This window comes from Pseudomonas mosselii (genome assembly GCF_003205295.1).
GTDB classification, from domain to species: Bacteria; Pseudomonadota; Gammaproteobacteria; order Pseudomonadales; family Pseudomonadaceae; genus Aquipseudomonas; species Aquipseudomonas mosselii_B.
In genome coordinates, this window is the sequence record NZ_QJRP01000021.1 from 1 (window position 1) to 13,551 (window position 13,551).

At 65.4% G+C, this 13,551-nt stretch carries 15 protein-coding genes and 1 pseudogene; 9 read left to right on the plus strand and 7 right to left on the minus strand.

Annotation, left to right across the window (positions count from 1 at the left end; all coding sequences use genetic code 11):
* The 4 genes and pseudogenes from DMX06_RS18505 to DMX06_RS18520 form a co-directional block, all read right to left on the minus strand.
* Positions 1 to 405: pseudogene (locus tag DMX06_RS18505) on the minus strand (collagen-like protein); the annotation flags it as partial.
* The gene (locus tag DMX06_RS18510; RefSeq protein ID WP_110738784.1) at positions 398 to 673 is read right to left on the minus strand and encodes a DUF1145 domain-containing protein; all 276 of its coding nucleotides are present in this window, start codon (positions 671 to 673) and stop codon (positions 398 to 400) included. The pseudogene DMX06_RS18505 and the gene DMX06_RS18510, both read right to left, overlap by 8 nt.
* 98 nt (positions 674 to 771) lie before the next feature.
* Complete coding sequence (locus tag DMX06_RS18515) at positions 772 to 1,491, minus strand: OmpA family protein (protein ID WP_110738785.1); 720 nt, start codon at positions 1,489 to 1,491, stop codon at positions 772 to 774.
* 89 nt (positions 1,492 to 1,580) lie between these two features.
* Entirely contained in the window at positions 1,581 to 2,273 is a 693-nt protein-coding gene (locus tag DMX06_RS18520) for an OmpA family protein (RefSeq protein ID WP_110738786.1), read from the minus strand.
* Between the two features lie 160 nt (positions 2,274 to 2,433).
* Between DMX06_RS18520 and DMX06_RS18525 the strand changes: the two genes are divergently transcribed.
* The 6 genes from DMX06_RS18525 to DMX06_RS18550 all read left to right on the plus strand — a co-directional run bounded on the left by DMX06_RS18525 (position 2,434) and on the right by DMX06_RS18550 (position 8,016).
* A complete protein-coding gene (locus DMX06_RS18525) occupies positions 2,434 to 2,928 on the plus strand; it encodes a DUF6231 family protein (protein ID WP_110738787.1) in 495 nt (164 codons plus the stop codon).
* A gap of 4 nt (positions 2,929 to 2,932) precedes the next feature.
* A complete protein-coding gene (locus tag DMX06_RS18530; RefSeq protein WP_110738788.1) occupies positions 2,933 to 3,409 on the plus strand; it encodes a YchJ family protein in 477 nt (158 codons plus the stop codon).
* A 2-nt stretch (positions 3,410 to 3,411) separates the two neighbouring features.
* The gene (locus tag DMX06_RS18535) at positions 3,412 to 3,888 is read left to right on the plus strand and encodes an LEA type 2 family protein (RefSeq protein ID WP_110738789.1); all 477 of its coding nucleotides are present in this window, start codon (positions 3,412 to 3,414) and stop codon (positions 3,886 to 3,888) included.
* 7 nt (positions 3,889 to 3,895) lie between these two features.
* Positions 3,896 to 4,093, plus strand: coding sequence for an SEC-C metal-binding domain-containing protein (locus tag DMX06_RS18540; protein ID WP_110738790.1), 198 nt, complete (start codon positions 3,896 to 3,898; stop codon positions 4,091 to 4,093).
* 193 nt (positions 4,094 to 4,286) lie between these two features.
* Positions 4,287 to 6,722 (plus strand): penicillin acylase family protein, encoded by a 2,436-nt coding sequence (locus tag DMX06_RS18545; protein WP_110738791.1) that lies wholly within the window; start codon positions 4,287 to 4,289, stop codon positions 6,720 to 6,722.
* A 178-nt stretch (positions 6,723 to 6,900) separates the two neighbouring features.
* On the plus strand, positions 6,901 to 8,016 hold the full coding sequence (locus DMX06_RS18550) for a succinylglutamate desuccinylase/aspartoacylase family protein (protein ID WP_110738792.1): 1,116 nt from the start codon (positions 6,901 to 6,903) through the stop codon (positions 8,014 to 8,016).
* A 6-nt stretch (positions 8,017 to 8,022) separates the two neighbouring features.
* Here the strand turns inward: DMX06_RS18550 and DMX06_RS18555 are convergent, their stop codons facing one another.
* Both DMX06_RS18555 and dcd read right to left on the minus strand, forming a co-directional pair.
* A complete protein-coding gene (locus DMX06_RS18555) occupies positions 8,023 to 8,265 on the minus strand; it encodes a hypothetical protein (RefSeq protein ID WP_062363571.1) in 243 nt (80 codons plus the stop codon).
* 97 nt (positions 8,266 to 8,362) lie between these two features.
* Positions 8,363 to 8,929, minus strand: coding sequence for a dCTP deaminase (gene dcd, locus DMX06_RS18560; protein ID WP_050704036.1), 567 nt, complete (start codon positions 8,927 to 8,929; stop codon positions 8,363 to 8,365).
* 328 nt (positions 8,930 to 9,257) lie between these two features.
* Here dcd and DMX06_RS18565 point away from each other — a divergent pair, with 328 nt between their 5' ends.
* On the plus strand, positions 9,258 to 9,467 hold the full coding sequence (locus tag DMX06_RS18565; protein WP_003254922.1) for a cold-shock protein: 210 nt from the start codon (positions 9,258 to 9,260) through the stop codon (positions 9,465 to 9,467).
* A gap of 128 nt (positions 9,468 to 9,595) precedes the next feature.
* On the opposite strand, the gene apbC is transcribed toward DMX06_RS18565, so the two are convergent.
* Positions 9,596 to 10,690, minus strand: a complete 1,095-nt coding sequence (apbC, locus tag DMX06_RS18570) for an iron-sulfur cluster carrier protein ApbC (RefSeq protein WP_110738793.1) — start codon at positions 10,688 to 10,690, stop codon at positions 9,596 to 9,598.
* Between the two features lie 158 nt (positions 10,691 to 10,848).
* Here apbC and metG point away from each other — a divergent pair, with 158 nt between their 5' ends.
* Together metG and DMX06_RS18580 are read left to right on the plus strand one after the other, a co-directional pair.
* On the plus strand, positions 10,849 to 12,891 hold the full coding sequence (gene metG / locus DMX06_RS18575; protein ID WP_110738794.1) for a methionine--tRNA ligase: 2,043 nt from the start codon (positions 10,849 to 10,851) through the stop codon (positions 12,889 to 12,891).
* A gap of 89 nt (positions 12,892 to 12,980) precedes the next feature.
* The gene (locus tag DMX06_RS18580) at positions 12,981 to 13,529 is read left to right on the plus strand and encodes an Rnf-Nqr domain containing protein (RefSeq protein ID WP_110738795.1); all 549 of its coding nucleotides are present in this window, start codon (positions 12,981 to 12,983) and stop codon (positions 13,527 to 13,529) included.
* Positions 13,530 to 13,551: the final 22 nt, after the last annotated feature.

A 13,551-nucleotide genomic window follows, 5' to 3' on the forward strand; every position in this document is an offset into this window, starting at 1 on the left:
AGCCCCGCCCCGGGCGTCGATCGACAGCCGATCCGCCTCCAGCGCCTGCAGCCGCAGATCCAGGTTACGCCCCGGCCGCGCAGCACGCTCGTAGGTCCCGGGCGCCCCGGGCGCGCTGAACTCGCTGCCTTCGCCCAGGTAGGCACTCAATGCCTCGATACTCAGGTCCCGCTCGGCCGGCGCAATGGCGATCCGCGCATCACGCCCCAGCTCGAGCCGGTCGATCTTCAGTTCGGTAAGCGTGGCCGGCAGCAACAGCGTCGCCGAGTCGGCCACCCGCAACTGCTCCAGGTGGACGCTGGCCGCCTTGTTGGGCAGACGCAACATCGAATGGGCGGGGACCTCCAGGCTTTCGGCCTGGGCCAGGGGGCTGGCCAGTGCGGCCAGCAACATCAGTTTACGCATGGCTCGACGCCTCCTGCGGTCGGGGGATGGACATGACATGGAAGATGCCGGTCAACAGGATCTGCAGCCGGTCGAACCAGCGGTGACTGCGCCCACGCAGGCTGCCGTTGAAGAACAGCACCTCCAGCGCATGCAGCGACAACAGGACGATACCCGTGGCATTGATCAACAGATTGAGCGGCAACGGCTGCGGCATGAACAGGTTGAACAGCACCACGCCCCAGAACGCCACCGTCAGAGCCTTGCCCAGGCCCAGGATGAACTTCATGTCCGGCCCCCATGGATTGTTGTTATGTCGGCGCGGCCCGTTCGAGCGGACCGCGCCGGCAACAGTAACCCTACTGCCAGGACATGCGCCAGAGGGGTTCAGTTCAGGTGCAGCTCCACCCGTCGGTTGCGCGAGCGGCCTTCGTCGGTGTTGTTGTCGGCCACCGGCTCGCTTTCACCACGGCCCTGGCTGGTCACCTTGTTCGGCGCCAGCCCCTGGCTGATCAGATACTCGGCAACGCCGCTGGCACGGCGCTCGGACAAGCGCTGGTTGTAGGCGTCCGAACCCACGCTGTCGGTGAAACCGAGGACCTTGATACTGGCCACGCCGGGCTCGTTGAGCTTGGGCAGCAAGCCTTGCAGGCGCTGCTGGGCACCCTGGGTCAACTCGGCGGAGTCGAAGGCGAACAGCACCTGGCCCTGGTCATCGAGCGTGATCACTTCCGGGGTTGCCGCCGGCTCCGGTTGCGGTGCCGACGCCGGATACTGCGGCAATGGGCAGCCCATGTGATTGACCTGGGTGCCGGCCGGGGTGTCCGGGCAGCGGTCGCGGCGGTCGAATACGCCATCGCCATCCTCGTCGCCATCCTGGGCATAGCAGATCAGGCCACCGGCAATCGCACCGGCAACACCGGCACCAGCCGCCCAGGTGGAACTCTCGATGGCGCCCAGGCCGCCGCCGACCAGTCCGCCAAGCAGGCTGCAGATGGGCCAGGTCCTTTGATTGAGGGGCGCGCTGCCATCGCTGTGGGTGGCGCAGCCTGTAAGCAGGCTTGTGGCCACCAGCAACGGCAGTGCCGCTTTCGACAAAACACGCATGGTGATTGCTCCTGTGTCACCGGCCGCTACCGGTCACACAGGAGTAAAGACGCGCCCGCGCCACTTCTCAAGGCGCAGGCGCACGGCGCTCAACGCTGGATCTTGATCTCGGTGCGGCGGTTCATGGCACGGCCGTCGGCGGTGGCGTTGTCTGCGACCGGCTGAGTCTCGCCAGCACCCACCACCGAGACGAAGCTGGCACGCGGCACACCACTTTCAACCAGATAGTTGGTCACCGACTGGGCGCGACGCTCGGAAAGCTTCTGGTTGTAGCTGTCGGAGCCGACGCTGTCGGTGTGGCCGGAAACACTCAGGCGAGCGCCCGGGGCTTCCTGCTTGAGGCGTGTCGCAATGGTATTGAGGCGTTCCTTGTCAGTGGCGGTCAGGCGTGCCGAATCAAACTCGAAACGTACATCACGGATGACGATAACCTCTTCCTTCTGCACCACCACTTCCTCGACCACCGGCGCCGGCTCAGGCGGACAACCGTTGGCATCGACCTGTACGCCTCGCGGGGTGCCAGGGCACTTGTCGCGACTGTCCGGCACGCCATCGCCGTCCTCGTCGCCATCACCGTGGGCCCAGCAATAGCCGGCCGCCAGGCCGCCACCGAGCAATGCGCCCCAGCCGGCCCAGCTGGAGCTTTCGATCGCGCCCAGGGCCGCGCCGCCCACGCCCCCGACGGCAGCACACTTCGGCCAGTCGGTTTTTTGCAAACCTGCACAACCAGTCAACACACTGGTGAGCAGAACCAGGGGTATCGCTGTGCGTACTATGCTCATCTTGTTGCTTCTCCTAGGGGGAATCGGTGCATTACCGATGCTCTGGGAGTAAAGACCGGCGATTACCGCTCTGCCAGCAATAAGCCACGACGTGGCGACGCGCCTCTTTGCCCGATCGCCCAGGACCGCTAGTCTTGAGCGACCTGAACGAGGAATGGCAATGACCGAGGTTTTCTCACAACGCACGCCGCAGCAGGCCCTGGCCGCCCTGCTCGATCGCTTCACCCCGCGCCATCTGCTGCTGGTGGGCAGCCGCTTCCCGGCCCTGGAGGCCTTCGCCGCCGCCCACCCCGATACCCGGATCGAGGTCGCCGTACCCGGCCCGCTCCCCGCCGAACAAGCGGCCCGGCGCTTCGACCTGGCGGTGTTGGTCGACTGCCTGGAGCACCTGCCCAAGCGCACCGGCCTGGAGCTGCTGGGCGGCATCCGCAACCTCAACGCCAGCCGCGTCGCGGTACTGGCGGACCTGGCCGCCTGCGGCTGGCAGGACACCGACTTCTATTCGCTGGCACTCTCGGCCAGCGAGAAATTCCAGCGTGACGAACAGGTGCTGAGCCTGTTCACCTATGATCTGCATGACTACAAGCAGGTCCCGGACTGGCTCAATGCGAAGTTCTGGGCCAACCCTGAAAACTTCGGCAAGTACTGGTGGTGACTGGATGAGTGTCTCGATCTGCCCCTGCGGCAGCGGCAACCTGCTCGACGCCTGCTGCGGGCATTATCACAGCGGCACCCCGGCGCCGGACGCCCAGGCCCTGATGCGCTCGCGCTACAGCGCCTACGTGCTGGGCCTGGTGGACTACCTGGTCGACACCACCCTGCCGGCTCAGCAATCCGAGCTGGATCGAGTCGCCATGGCGACCTGGAGCGCACAAAGCACCTGGCTGGGGCTGGAGGTGGAAAGTGCCGAGGTGCTGGGCGGGCAACCCGAGCATGCCTTCGTCACCTTCACCGCACGCTGGCACGACCTGGAAGGCGACCATCAGCACCGCGAGCGCTCGGCGTTCGTCCAGCATGCAGGACGCTGGTACTTCATCGACCCGACGGTAGCGCTCAAGGCCGGTCGCAACGACCCCTGCCCCTGCGCCAGCGGGCAGAAATTCAAGAAATGCTGCGCCAGTTATCTCGGTAGCTGAACATGCGCCCCCTGGCCCGCCTGCTCACACTCGGCCTGCTGCTGGGCTGGCTGGCGGGCTGCGCCGGCTGGGGCGGCGACACCTGGCGCGAGCCACAGCTGCACTTGCTGGAGGTGGAACCGGTGAAGATGCGCCTGCACCAGCAGGAGTTCGTCCTGCACCTGCGGGTCGACAACCCCAACGACAGCCGTCTGTTCATCCGCCACCTGGCCTATTCGGTGCGCCTGGGCGACCTGCTCCTGGCCGAGGACGAGGCCAGCCTGTGGCGCAGCGTCGGCAGCCAGGCCCGGCGCACCTTCAAGATCACCGTGCGCACCAACCTCTGGCAGCACCTCAAGCCCCTGGCGAAACTGCTCAAGAGCGGGCAGCCGCTGCAATATCATCTGCACGGCGAGCTGGCCACCGGACTCATCGTCCATCGGGACCTGCACTTGTCGCAAAGGGGTGAGATAATCCCCGGCGATCTACAACCGGAGTAACCCCGCAATGACCCAGCAACCCCATGTCCATGGCCCCGACTGCAACCACGGTCACGATCATGACCACGACCACGGCCATGTGCACGGCCCGCACTGCAACCACGGCCACCAGGAGCCGGTGCGCAACGCCCTGAAGGACGTCGGCCGCAACGACCCTTGCCCGTGCGGCAGCGAGAAGAAATTCAAGAAGTGCCACGGCGCCTGATCGACGTCGACGCAGGCCATTGCGGGTCAAGCCCGCTCCCCGGCAAATCGTCGCGGGAGCGGGCTTGACCCGCGATCTGCACGCACCAACACTACCACTGGTAAATAAAGCTTCCCGGCACCTTGCACGGCGACTGCGCGCTCACTACCTTAGCGCCTTTCAGAACCCCGCCACGCCCTGCAGGAGCCTAGTCATGGCCGCCCCCGTCCTACCGCCCTTCCCTCTCCGCCTCGGCAGTGCTGCCGCGTTGCTTGGCCTGCTCGCGCTCGGCGGCTGCCAGATGGGTGGTCACCAGGACAGCGTGCTGCCGACGACCGGCGTGCAACCGCTCAAGGGCCTGGCGCAGAACGTCTCGGTTCGGCGCAATGCGATGGGCGCGCCGCTGATCGAAAGCAGCAGCTTCCACGACGCGCTGTTCAGCCTGGGCTACTTGCACGCCGGGGATCGCATCGAGCAGATGGTCGCCATGCGCCTGCTGGCCCAGGGGCGCATGGCCGAGCTGGCCGGGGCCGACGCCCTGGAGCTGGACCGTCTGATGCGCGCCGCCAACCTCAAGCAGAGCGCCGGCCAGCTTTATGCCGATGCCTCGCCGCGCCTGAAACGCTTCTTCGAGGTATACGCCCGCGGGGTCAACGCCTACCTGTTCCGCTACCGCGACAAGCTGCCGGGCGAGCTCGCCCGCAGCGGTTACCGCCCGGAATACTGGAAACCAGAGGACTCGGCGCTGATCTTCAGCCTCTATGCCTTTAGCCAGTCGGTGAACCTGCAGGAGGAACTGTCGGCGCTGACCCTGGCACAGAAGGTCGGTGCCGACAAACTCGCCTGGCTGCTCCCCGGCGCGCCTGACGAGCCTTTGGCCGAGGGCGAAGTCGACAAGCTCAAGGGCGTGAACCTGGCCAGCCAACTGCCGGGGCTGGGCGCACTCACCGCCGCCGGCCAGCAACTGGCCGACCTCGGCCTGCTGGGCGCCCCCGGCTCGGCCAACCTGGCCCTGACACCCCAGCGCAGCCGCAGCGGCAAGAGCCTGCTGGCAAGTGACAGCCGCGCCACCTGGGCACTGAGCCCAGTGCAGATCCACACCACCAAGTACCAGGTTGCCGGCCTGTCGCTACCGGGCCTGCCGATCGTGCTGGCCGGCTACAACGGCAAGCTGGCCTGGAGCAGCAGCGCGGTGATGGCCGACAACCAGGACCTGTTCCTCGAGCAGGTACGCCGACAGGGCAGCCAACTGACCTACCTCGCCGACGGCAAGTGGCAGCAGGCCCGCGCACGCAACGAAACCTTCTTCGTCCGCGGCCAGCGTCCGCAGCGCGAGGTGATGTACGACACCCGCCACGGCACCCTGCTGCCGGGCCATGGCAGTCTGGCCCTGGCCCTGCACCTGCCACAGCTCAAGGAAGATCGCAGCCTCGACGCGCTGTTCGACCTGACCCGTGCGCAGAACATAGAACGCGCCTTCGACAGCACCCGCGAGGTCACTGCGGCGGCGCTGAACTTCGTGTTCGCCGAGCCGCAGCACATCGGCTGGCAGGTCAGTGGCCGCTACCCCAACCGCCGCGAAGGCCAAGGCTTGCTGCCCTCGCCGGGCTGGGACGGGCGCTATGACTGGGATGGCTACGCCGACGCAATGCTGCACCCGTATGACCAGGATCCGCCCGCCGGCTTCATCGGTCACGCCAACCAGCGCAGCCTGCCCAAGGGCTATGGCATGCAGCTGTCGAGCAGCTGGTACTACCCCGAGCGCGCCGAACGCATGGCCCAGCTGGCCGGCAACGGTCGTCACGACAGCCGCAGCCTGATGGCGCTGCAGAACGATCAGGTGTCGCTGCTGGCCGACAAGCTCAAGCAGATGTTCGACGCCCCCGGCATGGCCCAGCCGCTCAAGCAGGCCATCGATGCCCTGCCCGCCGCGCAGCGCGACAAGGCCCGCGATGCCCTGACCCGGCTCAAGGCCTTCGATGGCCGAATGAGCCCGGTGTCGGCCGATGCCGCGCTGTATGAACTGTTCCTGCAGGCGGTCACCCGGCAGACCTTCCTCGACGAACTGGGCCCGGAATCCAGCCCGGCCTGGCAGGCGTTCGTCGGCAATGCCCAGTTGTCCTACTCCGCCCAGGTCGATCACCTGCTGGGGCGCGAGGACAGTCCGTTCTGGGATGATCGCGGCACGTCGCAGAAGGAAGACAAGCCGACCATCCTCGCCCGCAGCCTGGCCGCCGCGGTGGATGCCGGCACCGCCCAGCTCGGCGCCGATCGCCGCGCCTGGCAATGGGGCAAGCTGCACCAGTACCGTTGGCCGGCACCGGCCTATCACGGCCTGGGCGACAAGCTCGACCGTGCGCCCCTGGCAGCGGGCGGCGACTTCAGCACCCTGGCCCTGACGCCTTATGCCTGGGGGAGCAGCTTCGACACCCAACTGCCGGCCTCGGCGCGAATGATCGTCGACTTCGGCCAGGCCGAACCGCTGCAGGTACTGACCAGCAACGGCCAGTCCGGCAACCCGGCCAGTCGTAACTTTAGCGACGGGCTCGATGCCTGGTTCAAGGGCCGCTTCACCAGCCTGCCGCTGCAACCGCAAAACTTTGCCCGGGCCTATGGCAGCCAGCGGTTGACGCTGGTGCCTGGCAAGTAGGTCATTTGACGGTCCGAGATCAAGCGTCGCGCTAGCGGCGCGCGATCTCATGACCAATACAGAGTCATCGCCTGGCCCATCCCTTGCGCCCTGCGATGTGAATAGTGCGCCACTCCCGAAGTTATGCTTCTATCCTTGATCCCAGCCTTCGCCCTAATACGCTGATATCAGGACCACCATGCACCACTCGACCCACGACCTGCTCTCCCCTGTCCCGGGCATCGCCCGCCAGTTGCACAGCTTCCACTTCGGCCCGCGTGGCGCCGGCAAGGTGTACATCCAGGCCTCGCTGCACGCCGACGAGCTGCCGGGCATGCTGGTGGCCTGGCACCTGAAGCAGCGACTCGGGGAAATGGAGCAGCAGGGCCGCCTGCGCAAGGAGATCATCCTGGTGCCGGTGGCCAACCCGGTGGGCCTTGAGCAGGTGTTGCTGGATGCGCCCCTGGGACGCTTCGAACTGCAGAGCGGCGAGAACTTCAACCGCAGGTTCGTCGACCTGTCCGACAGCATCGGCGACCAGATCGAAGGGCACCTCACCCAGGATCCTGCGCACAACCTGGCACTGATTCGCGAATACCTGCGCCGGGGCCTGGATGCCCACCCCGCGCACACGCCGCTGCAGTCGCAGCGCCTGACCCTGCAACGCCTGGCCTGCGACGCCGACATGGTGCTCGACCTGCATTGCGACTTCGAGGCCGTCGAGCACCTGTACACAACGCCTGAGGCCTGGCCCCAGGTCGAACCGCTGGCCCGCTACCTGGGCGTGCAGGCCAGCCTGCTGGCCACCGATTCGGGCGGACAGTCGTTCGATGAGTGCTTCAGCCTGGTGTGGTGGCAGTTGCAGCAGCGCTTCGGCAAGCGCTTCCCGATCCCCCAGGGCAGCTTCTCGGTGACCATCGAGCTGCGCGGCCAGGCCGATGTCAGCCACCCCCTGGCGACCCGCGACTGCCAGGCGATCCTCGACTTCCTTACCCATGCCGGGATCATCGAGGGCCAACCGGCCCCGATGCCCGCATTGGTTCACCCGGCGACGCCACTGGCGGCGGTGGAGCCGGTCATGACCCCGCTTGGCGGGCTGCTGGTGTTCCACGCCGCGCCCGGCCAGTACCTGCAAGCCGGTGAGCTGATCGCCGAGGTCATCGACCCGCTCAACGACCGGGTCACGCCCCTGCGCAATACCCAGGCCGGGCTGCTCTACGCGCGCAGCATCCGGCGCATGGCCACGGCGGGCATGGTGGTTGCCCATGTGGCCGGTGAACAGGTCTGTCGCAGCGGCTACCTGCTGGGCAACTGAGAAAAGTCAGGCCACTGGCGCTGGAGGCGGCTCGTCGGGCAGAGTCGGCTCCCCCGGTTCCATTGGCGGGTGCTCGCCGGGTTCCGGCGGCTGCGGGGTATCGGGGTCGGGCTGGTGCGGCACGCCACCGGCCTGCATCGGCAGCGGTGTGTGGATCGGCGGATGGGCCATCAGCGACCAGGCCAGCAATCCGATCTGGTTCGGCTGCAGGACGGCCAGCTTGGCACTGATTGCGGGGTCGATTTTCATGGGCGGCTCCTGACGAGGCCCGGCGCACGGCATGCGCGCCGAAACTGTATTCTCGTTGGAGTGCCGGGCGCGCAAACAATTCCCGCGCTTTGTCGACTCAGGTGCGTGGCAGGGTGACGCCGCGCTGGCCCTGGTACTTGCCGCCACGGTCCTTGTACGACACTTCACATGCCTCGTCGGACTGCAGGAACAGCATCTGCGCCACGCCTTCGTTGGCGTAGATCTTCGCCGGCAGCGTGGTGGTGTTGGAGAACTCCAGGGTCACATGGCCTTCCCACTCGGGCTCGAGCGGGGTGACGTTGACGATGATGCCGCAGCGGGCGTAGGTGCTCTTGCCCAGGCAGATGGTCAGCACGTCACGGGGGATGCGGAAGTACTCGACGGTACGGGCCAGGGCGAAGGAGTTCGGCGGGATGATGCACACGTCGCTCTTGATGTCGACGAAGCTGCCGGCATCGAAGTTCTTCGGATCGACGGTGGCCGAATTGATGTTGGTGAAGACCTTGAACTCGTCGGCGCAGCGCACGTCGTAGCCGTAGCTGGAGACACCGAAGGAAATGACCCGGCTGTCCTGCTCGCCGCGCACCTGGCGCTCGACGAACGGTTCGATCATGCCGTGTTCCTGCGCCATGCGGCGAATCCACTTGTCCGATTTGATGCTCATGGCGGGGTGTCCTGAAGAGTGCGGGGTAAAAAACGAGAGGTGCATCTTACCGGTCCCGACGCCCGGGTTAAAGTTTCCTCGCCCTATCCCGCGCCGGACGGGGCCTGTACAGGCCGCCGATCCGAATTTCACCAAAGCGCTTCTTGGCCATTGGCAGGTTGTGGAAAGTGGGTTAAGGTGGCGCCACTGTGCTGCACGTGACACCGAGAATCTCTAGTTTGATGCACGATCCTGATCGGCCCATCGCTGAATTTTCTGCTCTCTTTGCGCTCAGTCCCGGTCAGGGTGTTTCCTGACCGTTATCAACTTTGTCCAAGGAGACAGAAAAATGTCCAACCGTCAATCCGGTGTTGTCAAGTGGTTCAACGATGAGAAGGGCTACGGCTTCATCACCCCTCAGTCGGGCGACGACCTGTTCGTGCACTTCAAAGCCATCCAAGCTGACGGCTTCAAAACCCTGAAAGAAGGCCAGGCTGTTACTTTCGTCGCTACCCGCGGCCAGAAAGGCATGCAGGCTGAAGAAGTTCAGATCGCCTAAGTCGATCTCGCTTCCTCGCTTTCAAAAAAAACCCGCCATTGGCGGGTTTTTTTGTGCCTGTTCAAAAGCTATTCGTCGCCCCCTGTAGGAGCGGCACAAGGCCGCTCCTACAGGGGGCGACGGTGCTTTCAGTCTTCGCTGATGGTAATACTCGGCATCGCCGGCGCCGCCGCTTCCTGCAACACGATCCGCGCCCCCACCTGACGCGCCAGCTCTTGGTAGACCATGGCGATCTGGCTTTCCGGCTCGGCGATGGCGGTCGGCTTGCCGCTGTCGGCCTGTTCGCGGATCAGCATCGACAGCGGCAGCGAGGCCAGCAGCTCGACGCCGTACTGCGCCGCCAGCTTCTCGCCACCGCCTTCGCCGAACAGGTGCTCGGCATGGCCACAGTTGGAGCAGATATGCACTGCCATGTTCTCCACCACACCCAGCACCGGGATGTTGACCTTGCGGAACATCTCCACGCCCTTCTTCGCATCGAGCAACGCCAGGTCCTGGGGCGTGGTGACGATCACCGAGCCTGCCACCGGCACCTTCTGCGCCAGGGTCAGCTGGATGTCACCAGTGCCCGGCGGCATGTCGATCACCAGGTAGTCGAGGTCGTCCCAGGCAGTCTGGGTCACCAGTTGCAGCAACGCCCCCGAGACCATCGGGCCACGCCAGACCATCGGCGTGTTGTCGTCGGTGAGAAACGCCATGGACATGACCTCGACACCATGGGCCTTGATCGGCACGAACCACTTCTGCTCACGCACCTGCGGGCGGGTACCTTCGGCGATGCCGAACATCACCCCCTGGCTCGGGCCATAGATGTCGGCATCGAGAATGCCCACCCGGGCACCTTCGCGGGCCAGGGCCAGGGCCAGGTTGGCGGCGGTGGTCGACTTGCCGACCCCGCCCTTGCCCGAGGCCACGGCGATGATGTTCTTCACGTTGGCCATGGCCGGCACCTGGGCCTGGGCCTTGTGGGTGGCAATGACGCAGTCGATGTCCACGCTGGCCGAGGCAACGCCATCGAGGTTGCCGATGGCGGTCTGCAGCACCTGCGCCCAGCCGCCCTTGAACAGGCCGGCGGCATACCCCAGCTGCAACTGCACGCTGACCTGCCCGCCCTGGATGTCGATGGCGCGCACGCAACCGGCGCTGACCGGATCTAGATTCAGGTAGGGGTCGGTGTACTGGCGAAGCACGCCTTCGACGGCGGCACGGGTGACGGCACTCATGGAGGCTCCCATTGGCAAACTGAATACGGAACAGGCGCCTATGCTAACCCGTCAATCGTCAGCAGATGCGTCCTTGGGGTGAAATAAATTCGCCAGCCCTTTATAGTGGCCGATCACCCTCATTTTTACCCCGTAGCCAGATAAGTAGCCGAGCCACCATGTCCGAGCCACGTCAGATTCTCGTCACCAGCGCCCTGCCCTATGCCAATGGATCGATCCACCTTGGCCATATGCTGGAGTACATCCAGACGGACATGTGGGTACGCTTCCAGAAGCTGCGCGGCAACCAGTGCATCTATGTCTGCGCCGACGACGCCCACGGTTCGGCCATCATGCTGCGCGCGGAAAAGGAAGGCATCACCCCGGAGCAGCTGATCGCCAACGTCCAGGCCGAGCACAGCGCCGACTTCGCCGACTTCCTGGTCGACTTCGACAACTACCACTCCACGCACAGCGAGGAGAACCGTGAGCTGTCGAGCCTGATCTATACTCGCCTGCGCGACGCCGGGCATATCGCCAACCGTTCGGTCACCCAGTATTTCGACCCCGAGAAGGGCATGTTCCTCGCCGACCGTTTCATCAAGGGCACCTGCCCCAAGTGCGCGGCCGAGGACCAGTACGGCGACAACTGCGAGAAATGCGGCGCTACCTACGCCCCCACCGAACTGAAGAACCCCAAGTCGGCGATCTCCGGCGCCACTCCGGTGCTGCGCGACTCGCAGCACTTCTTCTTCAAGCTGCCGGACTTCCAGGCCATGCTGCAGCAGTGGACCCGCAGCGGCACCCTGCAGGACGCGGTGGCCAACAAGCTCGCCGAATGGCTGGATTCGGGCCTGCAGGAATGGGATATCTCCCGTGACGCGCCGTACTTCGGCTTCGAAATCCCGGGCGAACCGGGCAAGTACTTCTACGTCTGGCTGGACGCGCCGATCGGCTACATGGCCAGCTTCAAGAACCTTTGCGACCGCCGTCCGGAGCTGGACTTCGACGCGTTCTGGAACGAAGGCTCCAAGGCCGAGCTGTATCACTTCATCGGCAAGGACATCGTCAACTTCCACGCGCTGTTCTGGCCGGCCATGCTCGAAGGCGCGGGCCTGCGCAAGCCGACCGCGGTCAACGTGCACGGCTACCTGACCGTCAACGGCGCGAAGATGTCGAAATCGCGCGGCACCTTCATCAAGGCGCGCACCTACCTCGACCACCTGCAGCCGGAGTACCTGCGCTACTACTACGCCGCCAAGCTGGGTCGCGGCGTCGACGACCTCGACCTGAACCTCGAGGACTTCGTGCAGAAGGTCAACTCCGACCTGGTCGGCAAGGTGGTCAACATCGCCAGCCGCTGCGCCGGCTTCATCCACAAGGGCAACGACGGTGTGATGGTTGCCGGCGATGCCGCGCCCGAGCTGACCGAGGCCTTCCTCGCCGCCGCGCCGTCGATCGCCGAGGCCTATGAGGCCCGCGACTTCGGCCGCGCCATGCGCGAGATCATGGCCCTGGCCGACCGCGCCAACGCCTGGATCGCCGACAAGGCGCCCTGGTCGCTGGCCAAACAGGAAGGCAAGCAGGACGAAGTGCAGGCCATCTGCGCCCAGGGTGTCAATCTGTTCCGCCAGCTGGTGATCTTCCTCAAGCCGGTACTGCCACTGCTGGCAGCCGACGCCGAGGCGTTCCTCAACGTCGCCCCGCTGACCTGGAACGACCACCTGTCGCGCCTGGAAAACCACCAGCTCAACCCGTTCAAGGCCCTGATGAGCCGTATCGAGCCAGCCAAGGTCGAAGCCATGGTCGCCGCCAGCAAGGAAGACCTGCTGGCCGCCGAAGCCAAGGCTGCTCCGGCGGGCAATGGCGAACTGGCCAAGGACCCGCTGTCGGCCGAGATCGAGTTCGATACCTTCGCCGCAGTCGACCTGCGCGTGGCGCTGATCGTCAAGGCCGAAGCCGTGCCCGGCGCCGACAAGCTGCTGCAGCTGACCCTGGACATCGGTGACGAGCGCCGCAATGTGTTCTCGGGCATCAAGTCGGCCTACCCGGATCCTTCCCAGCTGGAAGGCCGCCTGACCATGATGGTGGCCAATCTCAAGCCGCGGAAGATGCGTTTCGGCGTTTCCGAAGGCATGGTCATGGCCGCCGGCCCCGGCGGCGAAGAGATCTACCTGCTCAGCCCCGACAGCGGCGCCAAGCCAGGCCAGCGCATCAAGTAAGCCCTCCTGCCCCGGCCTATTGGCCGGGGCAGTTGCATCTGCCGCCCGCTATCCGATAATGATGGCACCCTCCGGCTTTCGGCATCGCCATGAGTGACTACGTCCTGATCCTGGTCAGCGCCGCGCTGGTCAATCACCTGGTCCTGCAGGCCGAGCCGGTCGAGCGTGCGCGCCTGCATGCATTGGGTCTGTGTTCGGCCCTGTTGATCCTCGTTGCGCTACCTGTCGGCGTCTGGCTGCACCGGCAATTTCTCCTGCCCATGGGGTTGCAGGACCTGCAATTGTTCATCTTCCTGCCCTTGCTGGCGGCATTGGCCTGGACACTGCCAAACCTGCTCCGACATTTTCGGCCAGGCTGGCCCCTGCACGATCTGCAACCTCTGCTGAGCGCAAACGCCGTGGTGCTAGGCTTGTTGTTACAGCTTGCCAACGGCGCCGTCGACGGCTGGGGTATTCTGGCGTGGGCCACTGTCGGCGCGCTGGGATTCTGGCTGGCCCTGGCGCTGTATGCCGACCTTGACGCCCGCTGCCGCCATGCTGAGATGCCCGCAGCCCTGCGCGGCCTGCCCGTCCGGCTGATCGGGGCTGGGGTGATGGCCATGGCGTTTTCTGGACTCAACGGACTCTTCACCCAATGAGCCTGGGTCCACGCATCGCCCT

Excerpts from the sequence above, each read along its gene's own strand:
- DMX06_RS18510 (WP_110738784.1), bottom strand. The coding sequence starts at position 673 with ATGAAGTTCATCCTGGGCCTGGGCAAGGCTCTGACGGTGGCGTTCTGG.
- DMX06_RS18515 (WP_110738785.1), bottom strand. The coding sequence starts at position 1,491 with ATGCGTGTTTTGTCGAAAGCGGCACTGCCGTTGCTGGTGGCCACAAGC.
- DMX06_RS18520 (WP_110738786.1), bottom strand. The coding sequence starts at position 2,273 with ATGAGCATAGTACGCACAGCGATACCCCTGGTTCTGCTCACCAGTGTG.
- DMX06_RS18525 (WP_110738787.1), top strand. The coding sequence starts at position 2,434 with ATGACCGAGGTTTTCTCACAACGCACGCCGCAGCAGGCCCTGGCCGCC.
- DMX06_RS18530 (WP_110738788.1), top strand. The coding sequence starts at position 2,933 with ATGAGTGTCTCGATCTGCCCCTGCGGCAGCGGCAACCTGCTCGACGCC.
- DMX06_RS18535 (WP_110738789.1), top strand. The coding sequence starts at position 3,412 with ATGCGCCCCCTGGCCCGCCTGCTCACACTCGGCCTGCTGCTGGGCTGG.
- DMX06_RS18540 (WP_110738790.1), top strand. The coding sequence starts at position 3,896 with ATGACCCAGCAACCCCATGTCCATGGCCCCGACTGCAACCACGGTCAC.
- DMX06_RS18545 (WP_110738791.1), top strand. The coding sequence starts at position 4,287 with ATGGCCGCCCCCGTCCTACCGCCCTTCCCTCTCCGCCTCGGCAGTGCT.
- DMX06_RS18550 (WP_110738792.1), top strand. The coding sequence starts at position 6,901 with ATGCACCACTCGACCCACGACCTGCTCTCCCCTGTCCCGGGCATCGCC.
- DMX06_RS18555 (WP_062363571.1), bottom strand. The coding sequence starts at position 8,265 with ATGAAAATCGACCCCGCAATCAGTGCCAAGCTGGCCGTCCTGCAGCCG.
- dcd (WP_050704036.1), bottom strand. The coding sequence starts at position 8,929 with ATGAGCATCAAATCGGACAAGTGGATTCGCCGCATGGCGCAGGAACAC.
- DMX06_RS18565 (WP_003254922.1), top strand. The coding sequence starts at position 9,258 with ATGTCCAACCGTCAATCCGGTGTTGTCAAGTGGTTCAACGATGAGAAG.
- apbC (WP_110738793.1), bottom strand. The coding sequence starts at position 10,690 with ATGAGTGCCGTCACCCGTGCCGCCGTCGAAGGCGTGCTTCGCCAGTAC.
- metG (WP_110738794.1), top strand. The coding sequence starts at position 10,849 with ATGTCCGAGCCACGTCAGATTCTCGTCACCAGCGCCCTGCCCTATGCC.
- DMX06_RS18580 (WP_110738795.1), top strand. The coding sequence starts at position 12,981 with ATGAGTGACTACGTCCTGATCCTGGTCAGCGCCGCGCTGGTCAATCAC.